Below are 18,860 nucleotides of genomic sequence, written 5' to 3' on the forward strand. Positions count from 1 at the left end.
CGAATCATTCTACGCCTCGCGTGGCGGGTCCGCTGCGCTTGACCCACCCTACTTCGCTAATGGAACATGGGCAATGGAAAATGGAAGACGGATCCGATTTTCCATTGGTCATTTTCCAGTTGCCATTTTCCATTGGGGGACCGGGGAGCGCGGGGGGAGCATGGGGCGAGTTTCGCATGGGCGCGTCGCGAAACGCGCATGGGGATGGCAAATTTGCCTCGGGCGCGCGCACGAGCGTTTGTAAGTGCTTGATTGACGGGGCACGAAGGGCGAGGAAGTTGCCTTGGGCGCGCGCATGGGCGCGCCCGTGCGTGCGGCGATCGGGAAAAGGGATGCGGAAATCGGCGATGGGACGTTGAAAACGGGGGTACCCGGAGGGAGCTGCGGAGGGACGAGCTTTTGGGGGAGTTGCCCGGCGGATGCGCGGGCGGGCGAGCGTCGGCAAAAGGCGTCGGCGATTCGCTGGAATTTGTTTGTCAGGGCGGGATTCGTCGGGTATGTTGAACGTATCGCCACGCCGGGTGGCCGATTTCGGGGGCACATCGTGTGCCCGGGGATACGACAGGGTTGGACGGTTCCGAGGGACTTGGTCATGAGTCATGGCGGTTTGCCGCTGCGCGTGATGGTCCTGGGCGATTCGCCCGCGACGCATGCAAACGACCCATTCTGGTCGGCGCTATTGGCTGACGGGATGTCGGCGGATTTCACATCGGATATGGCGGCTTGTCTGGAGCAAGTGAAGCGCGGCGGGTACGGCGCGGCGGTGCTGGACCTCAACGCACCGGGGCGGAGTCTGATGGAGTTGAGGGCTCTGCGCGGGGAGCGGCCGGAGTTGCCGGTGGTCGTGCTGATCGACGCCACGGACAGCATGGTCGGGCACTGGGTCGTCAAGCATGGGGCGGCGGCGTGTCTGGACCGCAAGTATTACAACGGGGCGGCGGCGCGGCACATCCTCGAACAGGTCGCGGCGCATGCGGCCCAGCGGGCGTAAGCGGACGTTTTCGATCGGCGGGGGATGTGCTACAATCCGTGTTTCCGCATTGTTTTTGCAATGGAGACACGGATCATGACGCAGATGGCGACAAGCAGCAGGACGATCGAGAAGTCGGACCGTTTGAAGGCCCTTCCGCCATACCTTTTTATTGAGATTGACAAGAAGAAGCGGGCGAAGATCGCCAGCGGGGCGGACGTGATCAATCTCGGTGTGGGCGATCCGGACCGGCCGACGCCGAAGTTCATCATCGATCGGATGGCCAAGGCGATCTACGACCCCAAGAATCATCGCTATCCGTTTGACGAAGGCGTGCCGGCGTTCAAGGACTCGGCGGCTTCGTTCATGGAGCGCCGCTTCGGCGTCAAGCTCGATCCGGCGACGCAGATTCTCACCACCATCGGCTCGAAAGACGGGATCGCGCATCTGCCCTTGGCTGTCGTCAATCCGGGCGACATCGTGCTCGTGCCCTCGCCGGGCTATCCGGTGTATCACAGCGGGGCGGTGTTCGCGGGGGGGCGGCCCTGGAAGATGGACCTGACGGAGGCGAACGGATATCTGCCGGATTTGAGTGCGATTCCGGAGGATGTCGCGTCGCAGGCGAAGCTGATCTGGGTCAATTATCCGAACAATCCGACGGCGGCGGTGGCGCCGATGGCGTTTTACGAATCGCTGGTGGAGTTCGCCCGCAAGTACGGGATCATCATCGCGTCGGATCTGGCGTATTCGGAGACGTATTTTGATGAGCCGCCGCGGTCGATTCTGGAAGTGCCGGGGGCGATGGACTGTGCGATCGAGATGCATTCGCTGAGCAAGACGTTCAACATGACCGGTTGGCGACTGGGCTTTGCGGCGGGGAATCGAGAGGTCATCGCGGCGCTGGCGCAGGTCAAGGGCAACAGCGACTCGGGCCAGTTCAATGCGGTGCAGTGGGCGGGCAAGGAAGCGCTCGATCATTACGATCACGAGGAAGTGAAGGCGATGACGGAGACGTATCGGCAACGGCGCGACGCCTTGTGCGACGGCCTGGGCGCGATCGGTATTGAAACGCCCAAGTGTGCCGCGAGTTTCTTTGTGTGGGGCAAGTGCCCGAAGGGGATGAGTTCGATGGATTTCGTGGGGCGCGTGCTGGAGGAAGCGGCGGTGGTCATGGTGCCCGGCGGGGGATTCGGGGCGCACTGCGACAAGTATTTCCGCGCGGCGCTGACGGTCGAAGTCGATCGCATCAGGGAAGCCGTCGAGCGCATCGGGAAGATCAAGTGGTGATCATGCGTTTAGCGGTCGGGCAAAGCCCGACGTTTCGATGGCGAGAGCGCGGGGCGATGCCCCGCCGCTAAACAAGGAGGCGCGTCATGGGCGTGGGCATTTCGTTCCTCGGCATCCTGGTCATCGGCCTCGTCGTGCTCGCCGGCGGATTCGCGGTGATCTATGCGCTGATGGGCGGATTTAAAAAGGACAAGGAGGACTGACATGGCGGCCAAGAAGATTCTGCTGCTGGCGGGGGACTACGTCGAAGACTACGAGATCATGGTGCCGTTTCAGGCGCTCGCCGCGGTCGGACACGTGGTGCATGCGGTGTGCCCCGACAAGAAGGCGGGCGAGCAGGTTCGCACGGCGGTGCACGACTTTGACGGCGCTCAAACCTACAGCGAAAAGCCCGGCCACAACTTCACGCTCAATGCGGCGTTCGCCGATGTCGATCCCGAAAAGTATGACGCGCTGCTCATCCCCGGCGGGCGCGCGCCCGAGTATCTGCGGCTCGATCCGCGCGTGATCAGGATCGTGCGGCACTTCGCGGAGGCGAACAAGCCGATCGCCGCCATCTGTCACGCGCTTCAGCTTCTCGCGGCGGCGGGCGTCCTGAAGGGGCGCGCCTGCACCGCCTACCCCGCCGTTGGCCCGGAGGTCACACTCGCCGGCGGAACCTACGAGGAAGTCGCCATCGACGCCGCGTTCACCGATGGCAATCTTGTCACCGCGCCCGCCTGGCCGGCGCATCCCGCCTGGCTCGCTCAGTTCCTGGACGTGCTGGGCACGAAGATTCAACTTTGAATCGCTGTCAGCGGTCAGGCTTCAGCAGTCAGTCGGACGCGCCGCGCGCCCTCTGGCTGATCGCTGACACCTGATCGCCGACGCCTCGCCACCATATATAGTGGTGCGACACGCCGTTCGCGCCGATATGTGGTGGTCGATTGTGGAAAACGTCGTATCTTGCGTCTATTCATGATGTTCGGCGCAATTTGTTGGACAAAATGTAAAAGTTTTCGCGGCTCCTTAGTCGATGAGGATTACCGGACGCGTCGCGCGCGCCGTCGGCTCCTGCGGCGACGCCGGCTGACATGGAGGTCAGCGGACGGACGAATCTGAATCTGGTCGGCTCGTTGAAAGGATTTCAACATGACCACCTTTGCCCCCGAACGGGCGAGCGCCTGGGCCATCCCTCCAAAACGCTATCGCATCGGAGAGATCGTCCAGCACACCGGCCTCTCTCGCCAAACCATTCACAACTACACGCTCATGGGCCTGATTCACGAATCCGACCGCACGCCCGGCGGGCATCGTCTCTATGACGAGTCGGTCTTCGAGCATCTGGCGCAGATCGCGTCGATGAAGCGCACCAAGCGCATGGAGCAGATCGTGCGACTCATGCGGCTTACCCATCAGCACGTCGATGAACTTCCCTCACGGAGCGGAACTGAAGCGTGACGGACCCTGCTGTCCACAACCCGTCGCCGCGCTGGTCGCAGGTCTGGCAACTGCCGGTGCTCGTGCTGAGCATCGCGCTGTTCGCCGCCGGGCTTTTTATGGCCAAGCCCGAAGCGCCCGTCGATCAGTACGGGCAGGAGTTGCAGAAAGTGCAGGCCTTGGTCGTCGCCGGTCAGTTCGACACCGCGATGGCGACGCTCAACGAGCTCGCCAGGATCATGCCCACTTTGCCCAAGCCCACGCAGGGACAGTTCGAACTGCTCGCCGCCGACACGATGTATCTGGCGCAGCGGTCGAAGGGATGGAACAAGGCGTCCAATGATGAAGGGATCGTCAAGCACTATCAGTCCGCGCGCGATCTGGGTCAGACGCTCGACAATCAGCAGTACGACCGCCTTGTCGATTCGCTCGCCGAACTCGGCCGGGCCGATGAAGGGCTGAATCTGCTGGCCGAGCGCGGCGAGGCCGGCGCCGACGCGCGGTACCACCTGCTCCGCCGCATGATCACGACGGCGATGGCGGTTCAGCCCCTCGACGCTGACAAGGCCGGCAAGCTCATCGACCGTCTGCTCGCCGAGCCGAAGCTGCCCACCAGCGAGGAAGTCTGGGCCACCGCTCGGCAGGCGGAACTCCTCATGAAGGAGGATCGGGTCAAGGAAGCGGTGGATATGCTCCTGCGCCGCATCGCCCGCTTGCAGGACGACAAGGTCGACGCGCTGGGCGAGCTGATGGTGCAGCTTGGGCTCGCGTATCTGGACGACGGCGACATGGTCAACGGCGAACGCTGGCTCCTTCGCGCCCGTCAGTCGCTGACGCCCGACGATGCGCTCAATGCCGATGTGCTGCTGGGCCTCGGTCGTATCCGCTTCAACGAAGGCAACGTCACCGAGGCCGCCGAACATTTCAAGGACGTCGTCGATCAGTTCGCCTCGACGCATGCCTATCCGCCCGCATTGATCGGCCTCGCCGAGTCCAACGCCCGGCTTCAGTACACCGATCAGGCCCTCGCCGACTTCGACAAGGCGGTCAAGCTCATCGGCGTCGACCCCGCGACGAGCCCCGACCTCCGCAAGCAGCTCATCGAAACGCTCACCACGCAGTTCGACCTCCGCTTCGCGCAGGGCGAATATGACACCGCGCTTCAGTACGTCAATCTGATTCAGCAGCTTTACAATCCGCCGCTTCCCGCCGACATCCTCCTCAAACTCGCCACCACGCACGAACAGCTTGCCCGCAAAGGGCTCGGCCTCGCCGACAATCAGACCGAAAAGCCCTCCGACTGGCAGAAGCTCGACAAGAATCAGCGCCGCCAGGTCGCCGAGCACTTCGCCCAGGCCGCCGACAATTACCTCGCTCACGCCCGCGCGGTGACGGTCGAAGATGACGAGACCTACGGCAAGAGTCTCTGGAACGCCGGCGTCTACTACGACAAGGCCGGTCTGCACAAGCAGGCCATCGCCGTGTTCGGCGAATTCGTGACGGCCCGGCCCAACGACCCGCGTCACCTCGCCGCCATGTTCCGCCTCGCCCAGGCCCAGCAGGCCACCGGCAATTACGATCAGGCCGTCGCGCTCTACAAGCAGCTCATCGAAGAACACCCCAAGAGCCCCGAGGCGTACGCCAGTCTTGTCCCCCTCGCCCGCAGCTACATCCTGCAGGGGCCGACCAAAGTCGATCTCGCGGAGCAGGTGCTTTTGAGTGTGGTCACCGATCACCCCGCCCTGCGCCCCGAGAGCACGGAGTATCGCGAAGCGCTGATCGAACTCGGTCAACTTTACTATCGCCGCGGCGCCGAGGGCGACTACGAGAAGGCGATCGCCCGCCTCGATGAAGTCGCCGAGCGCTACGGCGGCGAAGCCGGCCCGACGCAAATGCCCGAACTGATGTTCCAGTTGGGCGACGCATATCGCAAATCGGTGCAGCAGATTGATGAGAAACTCGCGATGGAGCTTCCGCCCAGCAAGAAGGCGGCGCTTCAGGCCGAGCGCGCCCGCCGACTCGACCGTGCTCAGCAGAGTTTCGACGGCGTGATCAACTCCTTTGAATCGCACGACCCGGCGACGCTGACCGATCTGCAGAAACTCTACCTCCGCAACAGCTATTTCTACCGAGGCGACTGCGCTTATGAACTGGGCCGGTACGACGGGCCCGGCGGGGCGATTTCGCTTTATGAGAAAGCGGTGCAGCGTTACGACAAGGAGCCGGCCGCGCTGGTGGCGCTCGTGCAGATGGTCAATAGTTACTGCGAACTGAAGGATTGGGACAAGGCCCGCGCGGTCAATGAGCGGGCGAAGGTGTTCTTGAAACGCATTCCCGAATCGGCGTTCGACGATCCGAACCTGCCGATGAACCGCAAGCACTGGCAGCGCTGGCTCGACTGGACGAGTCAGATGGCGATGACCAGTGCCGACAAGCCGGCCCCGTAGGCACACACTGAGGGCGGAGCCCTCGAAAGGCAGGTCAGGATGACCGTCTCGACGCAACCGGATTGGGCGCTGGAGCTCATCAGTCTCCTCGAGCAGCAGCAGCGCATCTACGAACAGCTCACCGATCTGTCCCGCAAACAGACCCAGCTTGTGAGCACCGGCGACGCCGAGCCGCTCTTGACCGTGCTCGGCCAGCGCCAGCAGCTCATCGATCAACTGACCCGGCTCAACAGCCGCGTCGAACCGTACAAGCAGGACTGGCCCGCGCTGTGGGCGCAGCTCGATCGCATGACGCAGGCGCGCGTGCAGCAACTCATCAGCACCGTGCAGTCGCTCTTGGACGCCATCGTCGAGCAGGACGAAAAGGACCGCGCCGCCCTGTCCGCTCAGCGCATGCAGATCGTCGGCGACATTCAACAGGTCCGCCGCGGCTCCGCCGTCAACCGCGCCTACGGCGCCCCGGCCGTGCGACCGGAAATGAACCGCTACACCGATTACAAGGGCTGATCGTCTCCCATGAGCGTGCAGACTTCGCAATCCCAATCCGCCCCGGCGAGCGTGACAAACGACCGGCTCGATGAGCTGACCCAGATCATCGAGGCCTACAACCGTGTCACCAACAACCTCCAGCAGAGCCACGACACGCTCACGCGCCAGGTCGTGCGCCTGCAGGAGCAGCTTGCCTCCGCCAACGAAGCGCTGCAGCGGTCCCGCCGGCTGGCGGCGCTGGGCGAGATGGCGGCGGGCATCGCGCACGAAGTCCGCAATCCGCTCGCGTCGATTCAACTCTACGCCCGCATGCTCAGCGACGATCTGACCGATCGCGTGCCGCAGCGCGATCTGGCGGAGCGCATCGCCTCGGCCGTGCGCGGACTCGACCGCATCGTCGGCGATGTGCTCACCTACGCCCGCCAACTCCGCCTCAGCACCGCGCCCGTCGAAGTCGCTGAACTGTTCGGCCGGGCGATCGACGCGGTGCGCCCCATGATCGACGCGGCGAATATTCGCATCGTCACGCACATCGACCCCGCCGACCTGTCGCTCGAATGCGATGCCGAGCAGATGCACCAGGCATTGGTGAACCTCGTGCGCAACGCCGCCGAGGCGACCCCCGGAAGCGGCGTCATCCGGCTGGCGGCGAAGCGCGAGGGCGTGTCGATGGTGTTGACGATCGCCGACACCGGGCCGGGCATCGATGCGGAGGATGTGGACCGCATCTTCAATCCGTTTTTCACCACGCGCGCCACGGGCACGGGGCTGGGTCTGCCGATCGTGCACCGGATCGTTGACGCCCACGGCGGATCGATCGCCGTGCACAACGACCCCGAAGATCAGGGCGCGGTCTTCACACTGACCTTCCCGCCGATCGCAGGAGATGTTCGCCATGGCTAAAGTCCTCGTCGTTGATGACAAGCAGATGATGCGCGACAGCGTGACGGCGACGCTGGCGCGCGACGGGCACGCGCCGATCGCCGCCGAAGACGGCGAGATGGCGCTGACGATGATCGCGCGTCATCGGCCCGCCGCGGTGGTGACGGACTTGAAGATGCCGAACATGACGGGCATCGAACTGCTCGCCCGCATCACCAAGATCGACCCGGACCTGCCGGTCATTTTGATGACCGCGTACGCCACCGTCGAGACCGCCGTCGCGGCACTCAAGCAGGGGGCGTTCGACTACATTCAAAAGCCCTTCGAGGGCGACGAACTGGTCGCCACCGTGCGTCGGGCCGTGCGTCATCACGAACTGGCCGTCGAGAATCAGGCGCTCAAGTCCACCTTCAGCGGCGGGGCTTGCCCCGCGCGGCGCGAAATGATCGGTCGCACCACCGTGATGAATCAGCTTCGCGATCAGATCGAGCAGGTCGCCGCGAGCCACGGCACCGTGCTCATCAGTGGTGAATCCGGCACGGGCAAGGAAATCGTCGCCCAGACGCTTCACGCCGCCAGCCCCCGGCGCGACCGCATCATGCTTGCCCTCAACTGCGCCGCGCTCAGCGACAGTCTGCTCGAAAGCGAACTGTTCGGCCACGAAAAAGGCGCCTTCACCGGCGCCGACCAGATGCGCAAGGGCCGCTTCGAGCTTGCCGACGGCGGAACGCTCCTGCTCGATGAAATCAGCGAGATCAGTCTGGCCGTGCAGGCGAAACTGCTTCGCGTGCTTCAGGAGCGTCAGTTCGAGCGCGTCGGTTCCTCGGTGACGATGGACACCGATGTCCGCATCATCGCGACGACGAATCGCGATCTGGAACAGGCGGTGCGTTCGGGCGACTTCCGTCAGGATTTGTATTTCCGGCTCAACGTGCTGCCGATTCGAATTCCGCCGCTGCGGGCGCGCCGGGCGGATGTGCCGCTTCTGGCGGAGCATTTTCTGATGCGTCAGGCGCTGCGCGACGGTCGCGAGGCCAAGCGGTTCGACGTGGAGGCGATCGGGCTGCTGATGGACTACGCCTGGCCCGGCAATGTGCGCGAGCTGGAGAACATCTGCGAGCGCGCCGCCGTGCTGACCGCCGGGCCGACGATCGTGGCGGGAACGATTCAGCCCTGGCTCTGCGGCGCGGTGGTCAGCGAGACCGACGCGGCGATGCCGACCATCGAGGGCAAGACGCTCGAGGAACTGGAGCGCGATGTGATCGTGCGGACGCTCGGGCGATTCGAGGGTCATCGCCAGCGGACCGCCGAGGCGCTGGGCATCGGCGTCCGAACGCTCGGGCTCAAGCTCAAGAAATGGAAGGAGGACCGCCTTGTCGCCAGCACGCTTTGAACAGCGCAAGTATTGCGCCGATGCGGCGCATATTTTGCCGAGAGGCATGATGGCTGATGCGAATTTGCCGCAAAATCGGCGGGATTTCGCACGGCATGACCGTTGCGGGTGTTTTTGTTGGTTCGTCGCGCGATTGGAGCAGTCGGCATGATTGAAGGTCTGTTCAACACCGGTTCGATGCCCGCACTGGAGCGGCTGGTGCAGTTCACCAGCGAGCGCCATCGCCATCTGATCAACAACATCGCCAATCTCTCGACGCCCAACTATCAGCCGACGGATTTATCCGTCAGCGCCTTTGAAGAGCAGCTTGGCGAAGCGATCGACGCCCGGCGGGCGCGGCACGGCACGGCGCAGACCTCGACCGACAACACGCCGTTCGTCGTCGAGAAACTGCACGACAACCTCCGCTTCCACGATGGCAACAACCGCAGTCTCGAAAATGAAATGAAGTCGCTGGCGGAGAACACGATGGCGCACAACGCGGCGCTGGAAATGCTCAAGAACCAGTTTTCCCTGCTCCAGGTCGCCATTCGCGGGCAGGTTTAATTACGGAGTGATCCACTATGTTCGGCGCACTTGATGTTTCAACTTCCGCACTCATCGCCCAGCGCACGCGGCTCAATACGATCTCCGCGAACCTGGCGAATCAGAATTCGATCCTCGATGCCAAGGGCAACTATGCTCCGTATCAGCGTCGGATTCCGATCTTCGCCGCGGGCGACCCGGCGACGGGGTCGGATCTGGGCGTGCACGTCAAGGAGATCGAACTCGACCCGGCGCCGTTTCAGAAAAAGTATCAGCCGGGCAGCCCCTATGCGGACAAGGACGGGTACGTGAACTACCCGAATGTCGATCCGGCGATCGAGATGGTCAATGCGCTCGAGGCGAGCCGGGCGTACGAAGCGAACATCACGGCCGCGGAATCGACCAAGAGCATGATGAACTCGGCGCTGCGGCTATTGGCATAGTTGTGACGCGGTGATGATCACCGCCTTTGAGGTGACGCGATGACGGATCCGCTTGGACTCATTGGAAAGACGGCGAATCTACAGGCCCCGACGCTAGGTAAGTCGGGCGGGAACGCCCCCGCGGAAGGCCCGAGCTTCAAGGATGTTCTGCTCAAGAACATCGAGCAGGTCAACAAGCTTCAGCAGGACGCGGAGGCGGCGATCGAGGACATCGCGGCGGGACGGCGGGATGACATGGCCGACGTCATGATCGCCAAGCAGAAAGCGGACATGGCGTTCAAAATGCTCTTGCAGGTGCGCAACAAAATGATGGACGCATACGACGAGATCAAGCAGCTCAGAGTGTAGCGGTCAGCCGTCAGGCATCAGCGTTCAGCCACAAGGGCTGACGGCTGATACCTGACACCTGACAGCTTCTTTCGGCATGGAGGCCGATTCATGGATTTTGTCCGACGCTGGATGACGCAGATTCACGCGAGAATGCTCGAGCTGACGCTGAGCCAGAAGATGCTCATCATCACGCTGGCGGTGGTCATTCCGATGCTGTTGTGGATGATGTTTCAGTGGGCGGCTTCGCCGGAAATGGTGCCCGTGCTGGATCAGGCGCTCGACGCCCCGCGCCAGGCGCGCATCACCGCCACGCTCGACGGGCGCGGCATCACCTACAAACTCGTCGGAGACCGAATCTTTGTACCGCGCGAGAAGCAGCTCATGGTCCTCGCCACGCTTCAGATGCAGCAGGCGCTGCCCGACGACACGACGCAGGGATTCGAGAAACTCGTCGTGGACAATCAGAGCTGGTGGAAATCCAGCGAGCAGAACCGGCAGGTCTACAACATCGCCAAGCAGAATGTGCTCGCGCAGGTGCTGCGGGCGTATCCGTGGGTGCGTGATGCGACGGTGATCATCTCCCCGCCGCAGGACACCGGCTTCGGCGCGACGCATCAGCGTCCGACCGCGGCGGTGAATCTCGTGCTCGAGGGCGGGGCGATGGACCAGAAGAAGGTCGACGCCGTCGCCGGGCTCGTCAGCGGCGCGGTCGCCGAGATGCGGCCGGAGGACGTGAACGTCATCGACGCCGTCGCCGGCCGGCAGTGGAAAGTCCGCCCCGAAGGCGAAGTGCTCCCCGGCGACTATCTGGAAACAATCAACGCCCAGGAAAAATACGTCCGCGAGAAAATCGGCCGGGCGCTGGGCTACATCAACAACGTCATCGTCGCCGTGAACGTCGAAGTCGACATCACCCAGCGTAAGGCCAACACGCGCAGCTACGACAAGGACAAGAGTCTGACGCTGCCCAATCACGAAAAGACGCAGAGCACCGAGACGTCGTCGACGGAAGGCAACGGCGGGGAGCCGGGCGTACGCTCCAACGCCGGAGCCGCCAACGCCGGCGCGACGATCATCGCCTCCAACGGCGGCAGCAAATCGACCAGCGAGACGACCGAGACGGAGTCCAACACGTTTGCGGGTGAAACGACGGAGGAATCCGTCAATCCCGGCGGCGCGCCGACGCGAATCAGCGCGACGGTCAACATCCCGCGCAGCTATTTCGTGATGCTTTTCAAGCAGGGCAAGGCCGCCGATACGCCCGAGCCGACGGATGAGGCGCTGACGCCGATCGTCGATGCGGCGCTTCAGCGGATCAAGAAGCAGGTCGAGCCGCTGGTGGCGACGGCCAAGGCGCCGGGCGAAGTCGTGGTGGACATGTTCCCCGACGGCGGCGCCGGCTTCGGCGGACCCGGCGGCACCGCCGCGCCGGCCGGATTCAGTAGCACGCTCATGGCGACCGGCTCGATGAAAATGATCAGTCTCGGTGCGCTGGCGCTGACGGCGGTGGGGCTCATGTTGCTGATGGTGCGCAAGGCCAATCAGAAACCGCCGGTCCCGACCTTGCAGGAACTGGCGGGTCTGCCGCCGAAGGTGATGACGGAGGACGAGTTCATCGGGCAGGCGGACGAGGCCGACCCGGCGATGACGGGCGTCGAGCTTGACGAATCGGAGATCCGTCACCGCAAGCTCACCGAGCAGGTCAACGACATGGTGACGGCCAATCCGTCGGAAGTGGCGGCATTGCTCGGGCGGTGGGTGAACAAGACCGAATGAGGCGCCGGGCGCAGCCGGTGCGACAACTATGCCCAAAGTTTCGAAAATCGAGAAGATCGAAGACCTCAACGGCATTCAGAAAGCCGCGGTGCTGATGCTGGCGCTGGGTCAGGAAGCGGCGGGGGCGATTCTCTCGAACATGGGCGAAGGCGCGATCGAAGACATTTCGCGCGAACTGGCGTCGATCGGATCGGTCCCGCCGATGGTCCGCCGGCAGGTCGTCGAGGAGTTTTACAATGTGCTCATGGCCCAGGCATGGGCCACCGAAGGCGGACTCGACTACGCCAAGAATCTCCTGAAAAACAATGTCAATCCCGAACTGGCGTCGAAGATCATCGGCCAGATTTCATCGCACGTGCAGCGCACGCCCTTCGCCTTCCTCCAGAAAGCCGAGAGCGAAAACCTGCTCACGTTCATTCAGGACGAGCACCCGCAGACGATCTCGCTGATTCTCTCGCATCTGCCGTATCACAAGGCCTCGGAAATCCTGGCGGGCTTGCCCAGCCAGAAGCAGATCGAAGTCGTCAAGCGCGTCGCGAACATGGAGCAGACCAACCCCGAAGTCATCCGCGAAGTCGAGAAGGGTCTCGAATCGCGCTTGTCGAGCATGCTCACGCAGAGCTACGAAAAAGCCGGCGGCGTCGAGAGCGTCGCCGAGATGCTCAACCTCTGCGACCGCACGACGGAGAAGGGCATCATGGAGGGCCTCGAATCCGAAGACCCCGATCTCGTCGAGCAGATTCGCCGGCTCATGTTCGTCTTCGAGGACATCCTGCTCGTCGACGACAAGGGCATTCAGGCCGTGCTCAAGGAAGTGGACAACGACGAACTGGCGCTGGCGCTCAAGACGGCCAGCGAGGACCTGAAGAACAAGGTCTTCGGCAACATGTCCGAACGCGCCCGCGAACTGATTCAGGAGGACATGCAGTACATGGGCCCCGTGCGCATCAGCGATGTGGAGGCGGCGCAGCAGCGGATCGTCGACATCGTCCGGCGTCTGGAGGACGCGGGCGAAATCATGATCGCCGGCCGCGGGGGCGAAAAGGAAATGATCGTTTAAGTCACCGTTTAGCGACGCCGCTCGCGGCGTGTTTGAGTCAATGACATGGCCTTAATCAAACGTTCCCAAGCTGACTGCATCTCCCACGACGCGATCGTGCTGGACCTTGGCGATCTCCGCCGGCAGGCCCGCGTGCTCATCGAGCGGGCGCAGCGCCAGGCGGATGAAATCCTCACCAATGCGAAGGCGGAGGCGAAGCGGCTCACGGATGCCGCGTCGAAGATCGGCCATGACGAAGGTTTCGCCAAGGGCAAGGCCGAGGGATTCGAAGCCGGTCGCGCGGCCGGTCGCATCGAGTCGATCCGCAAGACGGACGAGGCGCTGGTGAAGCTTCAGGAAGCATGGATCAACGCGGCGCGTCAATGGGATGCGGATCGGCGGGCGATGCTGCTCGAAGCGCGGCAGTCGATTCTGAAACTGGCGATCGAGATGGCGTCGAAGGTCGTGCGGCGCGTGCCGAAGGTCGATGCGTCGATCGTCGTGGACCAGGTCGCCGAGGCGATCAGCTATGTCGCCCGGCCGTGTGATGTGACGATCCGTATCCATCCCGATGATCGCGCGCTGGTGAGCGATGCGATGCCCAAACTGCTCGACGAGACGCAGCGCATCGAACATGCGACGCTCGTCGACGACGCCAACGTCGCGCCCGGCGGATGCGTCATCACCTTCGGCAAGGGCCGCATCGACGCTTCGCTCGACAAGCAGCTTGAACGGCTCATCGACGCGCTGTTGCCGCACGAGGCGCGCGCGGATCAGGGCATGGAGGGAACGGAAGCGGAATGACGCTTTTCACTGACACATACCGAACGCTCGAGCACCTCATGTCGCCGGAACTGGCGGGGACGGTGTCGCGTGTGCAGGGATTGACGCTGTATGTGTCGGACCTGTCGCTGCCGGTGGGCGCGATGGTGCGCGTCGGCGGCAGGCAGGGTCACGTGTGCGGCGAAGTGGTCGGGTTCGACGACGATCAGACGTTGGTCATGCTGCTGGGCGATACGACGGGCATTCGGCGCGGCGACCGCGTCGTCAGCGCGCAGGCGACGCAGGTGGCGGAAGTCGGCGAGCAGTTGCTCGGCCGCGTCGTCAACGGATTGGGCCGGCCCATTGATGGTCGCGGGCCGTTGCGCGAGACGGTCGCGCGGGCGCTGTCGCCGAGGCCGCTGGACCCGATGGAACGCGTGTCGATCGATCAGCCATTGGGCACGGGCGTCCGCGCGATCGATGCGATGCTCACCGTCGGGCGCGGTCAGCGATTGGGCATCTTCGCCGGCCCGGGCGTCGGAAAGAGCACGCTGCTGGGCATGATGGCGCGACAGACACAAGCGCAGGTTTCCGTCATCGCACTCATCGGCGAGCGCGGCCGCGAAGTCCGCGATTTCATCGAACACAACATTGGCGAAGCGAACATGCACCGCTGCGTCATCGTCGCCGCGACGGGTGATGAATCGGCCCTGATGCGCATTCGAGCGGCTCGTTATGCGACATCGGTCGCTGAGTTCTTCCGTGCCGAAGGGCTCGACGTGGTGCTGCTGATGGACTCGGTCACGCGGTTTTGTCAGGCGTTGCGACAGGTGGGCCTCGCAGCGGGCGAGCCGCCGGCGACGAAGGGGTACACGCCCAGCGTGTTCTCGGCGTTGCCGAGTCTCTTGGAACGGTCCGGCCGGACGCGCGAGGGATCGATCACGGGGTTCTACACGATTCTCGTCGAAGGCGACGACATGACCGAGCCGATCGCCGACGCCGCCCGCGGGATTCTCGATGGTCACGTCGTCCTGTCGCGCGCGATGGGCAATCGCGGTCACTGGCCGGCGATCGACGTGCTCGATTCGGTGAGCCGCGTGATGAACGACGTGACGGACGAGGCGCATCGCGAAGCGCGGGCGCAGATCGCCCGGCTCATCAGCGCGTACCGGGACGTCGAGGACCTTGTGAACATTGGAGCGTATGCCGGCGGGTCGAACCCGGAGTTCGATCTGGCCATCGAGTGCCGCCCGATCATCGAGCAACTTTTGCAGCAGCGATCAGCCGAGGCGGTGACGTTCGAGCAGTCGCGTCAGCAGCTTCTGGCGTCGGCGGCTCAGGTGATGCAACAGGCCGGTCGCCTGCGGCGCAAGGGCGCCGGGGCCGGCGCATCGGCCGCCTAACCGGGTCAGGGACCCATGGAGCCACGGATGGCGACATTCACCTTCAAGTTCGAAGCCGTGCTGCGGCATCGGCGACTCGTGGAAGACGAGCGGCAGCGCGCGCTGGCGAAGCTCCTTCGCCAGCAGATGATCTATCAGTCGAACCTGCGCACGATGCAGGGCACGATCAGCGATGACAAGCACCAGATGGGCGGGGCGCTGGTGGGGCAGGTCGATGTGAACCGCATCCGCCAGCACGCCGCGCACGTCGCGCAGGTCACCGGCCGCGCCCAGCAGATCGCGGTGAAACTGCTGGCGCTGCACCGTCAGATCGAACACGCGCGCACCCAGCTTCAGGAAGCCACCCGTCAGCGCAAGGCGATCGAATTGCTGCATGATCGCCACCTCTCGCAGTGGCGTCAGCAGATGAACAAGCGCGAGACCAACGAGCTGGATGAAATCGCCACCCAGGCCCATGGCCGCAACATCAGGGCGATCGCCGGATGATGAAGACCGCTTTCCATGTTCTGGCGATCATGGCGATCCTCCACATTCTGGGGGCGCTGGGCTTCGTCGGATACATGGTGGCGACGGACCGTGTCAACCGCGAGCGCCTCGAAGCCGTCCGCGCGGTGTTCGAGAAGACGATCGCGCAGGCGGCGGCGGATGCGAAGGAGCAGGCGAAGGTCGACGAAGCGGCGGCGGAACAGGCCCAGCGCATCGCCGCATTGGAGGGCAAGAACGCCGGGCCTGAAACCGTCTCGCAGAAACTCGAAGGCGAACAGGAGCGCAACGAGATCACGCTCCGCCAGCTTGAGCGCACGCGACAGGAAGTGGAGAGTCTTCAGCGCAGTCTTCAGCTTGCGCAGCAGCGCGTCGAAGGGCAGTACAACGAACTGCTCAAGGAGAAGCAGACGCTGCAAAAGCGGCTGGCTCAGATCGAGCAGCAGCGCAATGACGAAGGGTTCAAAAAGACGGTCGAGCTTTATGAAACGCTGCCGCCCAAGCAGGTCAAGGAGATGTTCGTGAAGCTGATGAGCGAAGGCGGCGGCGAGCATGTCGTCGCGTTTCTGGAGGCGATGCAGCCGCGGAAGGCGGCAGGCGTGCTCAAGGAGTTCAAGACCCCCGAGGAGGTCGCCAAGGCGGTGCAGCTCACGGAGCAGTTGCGCGCCCGCGGAAGCGACCTCGTCAAAGCCACGGAGTCCGTCGGATGAAACTCGCGAACCTGGATCTGTTGTCGAATCTGATCGCCACGACGCCGCCGCGTCCGGTCCATAAGGACCGCGGCGAGTTCGATGCGCATTTCAACGATGCGGTTCGCAAATCCGACGTGCCCCCGCCCAAGAGCAAGTCCGGCAACGGTGCAACCAAGAACGCCGGCGATGACACGAAGATCGAATCGGCGGACGCCTCGCCCAAGGATCGCTCGGACGTGGATGCGACGGACGAGCCCGACACGGAGATCGAATCGGCGGACGCGTCGCCGACGCCGACGAAGGTGAAGGCCAAAGAGAAGGCGGATGAGAAACCGGCGGCGAAGGAGGAAGGCGACCCGGAAGACGCCGCCGCCGTCGCGGGCGCGTCGGCGGTCGTGACGACGCAGGCGGAACCGACGGCAGCGGATGCCGAGGCGGAGGCGGCGGCGCAGCTCGCCAAACAGATCGCCGCCAAACAGGCGAAGATCGACGCCGCCGCCAACGCGCGATTGAACCGCGGGCCCGTCAAACCGGCGGTGGACAAGCCGGAGAGCGAAACGCGTGGCGAAGCGGTTGTGAAGCCCGAAGCGAAACACGCCAAGCAGGCGGCGCCCATTGAGAAAAACGCATCGGTCAAGCCGGAAGTGACGCAGACGGTCAAGCCGGCGGAGGATGCCGCGGCGACCGCGACGCTGATCAAGCCGCAGGTCAAGACCCAGGAAAAGGACACGCAGGTCCAAGCACCGAAGGACGCGCCGCAGGTAAAGGCGAATGCGCAGGAAGCCGCCCCCGTCGTCACGCCGGCCGCGACGAAGCCGGTTGCGGAGCATGCACCGACACCCGATCACGACAAGGATCGCAAGCACGATTCGCGCGACTCGTCGCGTGTCTTGGAATTGAAGCGCGCGGCGAACGAAACATCGGCAAGCATCAAGATCGAAGCGCCAACGACGACGACACCCGTGCAGGCAAGCAGCGTTCCTTCGGAGGTGCTCGCCACCACGGCGTCGCATCCGGCGGCGGACGCAACGTCCGCGCCGCCGGCGCATCAGACCGGCGTCGCGGCGGCGTCGCATCATGCGGCGGCGAGCGATGCCGACGGGCTCAACGACACGCGCGTCACGGAGCAGGCGGTGCGAGCGCTCAAGAGCGTGGTGAATCAGAAGGGCGGGAGCGTGACGTTGCGGCTCGATCCGCCGGAGCTGGGGGCGCTGCGCGTGCGCGTGCAGATGGACAGCGGCACGGTGCGGGCGACGTTCGAGGCGGCGAATCAGTCGGTGCGCAGCGCTCTGGAGCAGCAGATGTCGACGTTGCGTCATGCCCTGGAAAGCCACGGGCTCGTCGTCGATCACCTGCATGTGCACACGCCCGCCGCGGCCCCGTCGCAGCAGAGTTTCGCCGATCAGGACAACACGCCGGACGGACAGAGCCGCGGATCGTTCGGCGAAAACCCCGGCGGGCAGGGCGGCGGGGGCGAAGCGCGGGACGGATCGGGGAGGCAGTCGAATTTTGAACGTGAACTTTTGGACCTGGTGGCGTGAACCCATAACGCGGCGACGAGCCGCAGGAGTCGAACATGGCTGTTTCAGGCGTGGGTGAATCTTCGACGACGAGCGCCGGCGTGAGCAATCGCTACGCCGACCTGTCGAGCGAGGATTTTCTCAAGATCATCATGACCGAACTGCAGAGTCAGGATCCGCTCTCACCGCAGGATTCGAGCAAGCTGCTGGATCAGATTTCGAGTCTGCGCAACATCGAAAGCCAGCTCAAGCTCAACGACAACCTTCAGGCGATGGTGCTTCAGAACCAGGTCAGCTCGGCGGGCGGGCTGATCGGGAAGGTGGTGGCGGGGCTCGACGCGAACAACAACAAGGTGGGCGGGCTGGTGTCGTCGGTGCGCGTCGTCGACGACAACGTCATGCTGGAATTGGACACGGGTCAGACGATTTCGATGGACCGCGTGACGGACATCGCCGACGCGAGCATCCTCAACAAATAGAGCGCCATGTCCGACGCATCCAACTTATTGAAACTGCTCGAACCGTCCGTTCGCCCGGCCGGCGCGCCGTCGCCGATCGCGCGGGCGAAGACGCCGGTGCATCAGCAGAGCTTCGCGCAGATGCTGGACAATGCGGCGAGCGCGGGAAGTCAGCCGCTCAAGTTGTCATCGCACGCGCGGCAGCGACTCAATGAGCGGGGCGTGGAGTTGAGCGACGCGCAGATGCAGGCGCTGTCGGCGGCGGCGGACAAGGCGGAGGCCAAAGGTTCGCGGGACGCATTGATGATGATGAATCAGTTAGGGTTGATCGTGAACATTCCCAACCGCACGGTGCTGACGGCGATCGACGCTGATCGGATGCGGGACGGGGTGGTGACGCAGATCGACTCGGCGATGATGGTGGATGACCCGACCGCGCGGCCGACGCCGAGCGGATCGCATCGATTGAAACTTTAACCAGCGGCTGGACCCCATTTGGGGAGGCCCGGGACGGCCGAACGACTGACGCCGTCCAGAAACTC

At 63.9% G+C, this 18,860-nt stretch carries 20 protein-coding genes; all 20 read left to right on the forward strand.

What is annotated here, in order from left to right; all coding sequences use genetic code 11:
• The first annotated feature begins 592 nt into the window (after window positions 1-592).
• Complete coding sequence (locus GC162_12695; GenBank protein ID MBI1369497.1) at window positions 593-991, forward strand: hypothetical protein; 399 nt, start codon at window positions 593-595, stop codon at window positions 989-991.
• Between the two features lie 84 nt (window positions 992-1,075).
• Entirely contained in the window at window positions 1,076-2,257 is a 1,182-nt protein-coding gene (locus tag GC162_12700; GenBank protein ID MBI1369498.1) for an aminotransferase class I/II-fold pyridoxal phosphate-dependent enzyme, read from the forward strand.
• A 204-nt stretch (window positions 2,258-2,461) separates the two neighbouring features.
• Window positions 2,462-3,043 (forward strand): DJ-1/PfpI/YhbO family deglycase/protease, encoded by a 582-nt coding sequence (locus GC162_12705; protein ID MBI1369499.1) that lies wholly within the window; start codon window positions 2,462-2,464, stop codon window positions 3,041-3,043.
• A 345-nt stretch (window positions 3,044-3,388) separates the two neighbouring features.
• Window positions 3,389-3,697, forward strand: a complete 309-nt coding sequence (locus GC162_12710; protein MBI1369500.1) for a MerR family DNA-binding transcriptional regulator — start codon at window positions 3,389-3,391, stop codon at window positions 3,695-3,697.
• On the forward strand, window positions 3,694-6,123 hold the full coding sequence (locus GC162_12715) for a tetratricopeptide repeat protein (protein ID MBI1369501.1): 2,430 nt from the start codon (window positions 3,694-3,696) through the stop codon (window positions 6,121-6,123). Before GC162_12710 ends, GC162_12715 begins: the two co-directional genes overlap by 4 nt.
• 39 nt (window positions 6,124-6,162) lie before the next feature.
• Window positions 6,163-6,630 carry a hypothetical protein gene (locus GC162_12720; GenBank protein ID MBI1369502.1) on the forward strand — a complete coding sequence of 156 codons (468 nt, stop codon included), beginning with the start codon at window positions 6,163-6,165 and terminating at the stop codon, window positions 6,628-6,630.
• Between the two features lie 9 nt (window positions 6,631-6,639).
• Window positions 6,640-7,515: a hypothetical protein gene (locus tag GC162_12725; protein MBI1369503.1), complete on the forward strand. Its 876-nt coding sequence runs from the start codon at window positions 6,640-6,642 to the stop codon at window positions 7,513-7,515.
• Window positions 7,499-8,887, forward strand: coding sequence for a response regulator (locus GC162_12730; GenBank protein ID MBI1369504.1), 1,389 nt, complete (start codon window positions 7,499-7,501; stop codon window positions 8,885-8,887). The genes GC162_12725 and GC162_12730 overlap by 17 nt, the downstream gene beginning before the upstream one ends.
• A gap of 147 nt (window positions 8,888-9,034) precedes the next feature.
• The gene (locus GC162_12735; GenBank protein ID MBI1369505.1) at window positions 9,035-9,433 is read left to right on the forward strand and encodes a hypothetical protein; all 399 of its coding nucleotides are present in this window, start codon (window positions 9,035-9,037) and stop codon (window positions 9,431-9,433) included.
• A gap of 17 nt (window positions 9,434-9,450) precedes the next feature.
• The gene (gene flgC, locus GC162_12740) at window positions 9,451-9,855 is read left to right on the forward strand and encodes a flagellar basal body rod protein FlgC (protein ID MBI1369506.1); all 405 of its coding nucleotides are present in this window, start codon (window positions 9,451-9,453) and stop codon (window positions 9,853-9,855) included.
• Window positions 9,856-9,894: 39 nt separating this feature from the next.
• The gene (gene fliE, locus GC162_12745) at window positions 9,895-10,203 is read left to right on the forward strand and encodes a flagellar hook-basal body complex protein FliE (GenBank protein ID MBI1369507.1); all 309 of its coding nucleotides are present in this window, start codon (window positions 9,895-9,897) and stop codon (window positions 10,201-10,203) included.
• A 90-nt stretch (window positions 10,204-10,293) separates the two neighbouring features.
• Window positions 10,294-11,961: a hypothetical protein gene (locus GC162_12750; protein MBI1369508.1), complete on the forward strand. Its 1,668-nt coding sequence runs from the start codon at window positions 10,294-10,296 to the stop codon at window positions 11,959-11,961.
• A 28-nt stretch (window positions 11,962-11,989) separates the two neighbouring features.
• Complete coding sequence (gene fliG, locus GC162_12755; protein MBI1369509.1) at window positions 11,990-13,021, forward strand: flagellar motor switch protein FliG; 1,032 nt, start codon at window positions 11,990-11,992, stop codon at window positions 13,019-13,021.
• 45 nt (window positions 13,022-13,066) lie between these two features.
• A complete protein-coding gene (locus GC162_12760; protein MBI1369510.1) occupies window positions 13,067-13,804 on the forward strand; it encodes a hypothetical protein in 738 nt (245 codons plus the stop codon).
• Entirely contained in the window at window positions 13,801-15,165 is a 1,365-nt protein-coding gene (locus GC162_12765; GenBank protein MBI1369511.1) for a FliI/YscN family ATPase, read from the forward strand. The genes GC162_12760 and GC162_12765 overlap by 4 nt, the downstream gene beginning before the upstream one ends.
• Before the next feature lie 15 nt (window positions 15,166-15,180).
• Window positions 15,181-15,651, forward strand: coding sequence for a flagellar export protein FliJ (fliJ, locus tag GC162_12770; GenBank protein MBI1369512.1), 471 nt, complete (start codon window positions 15,181-15,183; stop codon window positions 15,649-15,651).
• Window positions 15,648-16,358 (forward strand): hypothetical protein, encoded by a 711-nt coding sequence (locus GC162_12775; GenBank protein MBI1369513.1) that lies wholly within the window; start codon window positions 15,648-15,650, stop codon window positions 16,356-16,358. The genes fliJ and GC162_12775 overlap by 4 nt, the downstream gene beginning before the upstream one ends.
• Window positions 16,355-17,881 carry a hypothetical protein gene (locus GC162_12780; protein MBI1369514.1) on the forward strand — a complete coding sequence of 509 codons (1,527 nt, stop codon included), beginning with the start codon at window positions 16,355-16,357 and terminating at the stop codon, window positions 17,879-17,881. Before GC162_12775 ends, GC162_12780 begins: the two co-directional genes overlap by 4 nt.
• 35 nt (window positions 17,882-17,916) lie before the next feature.
• Window positions 17,917-18,339, forward strand: a complete 423-nt coding sequence (locus tag GC162_12785) for a hypothetical protein (protein MBI1369515.1) — start codon at window positions 17,917-17,919, stop codon at window positions 18,337-18,339.
• Window positions 18,340-18,345: 6 nt separating this feature from the next.
• Window positions 18,346-18,795: a flagellar biosynthesis protein gene (locus GC162_12790; protein MBI1369516.1), complete on the forward strand. Its 450-nt coding sequence runs from the start codon at window positions 18,346-18,348 to the stop codon at window positions 18,793-18,795.
• Window positions 18,796-18,860: the final 65 nt, after the last annotated feature.

The sequence above is a fragment of the Planctomycetota bacterium genome, assembly GCA_016125255.1.
In the GTDB taxonomy this organism is placed as follows: Bacteria; Planctomycetota; Phycisphaerae; order Phycisphaerales; family Zrk34; genus RI-421.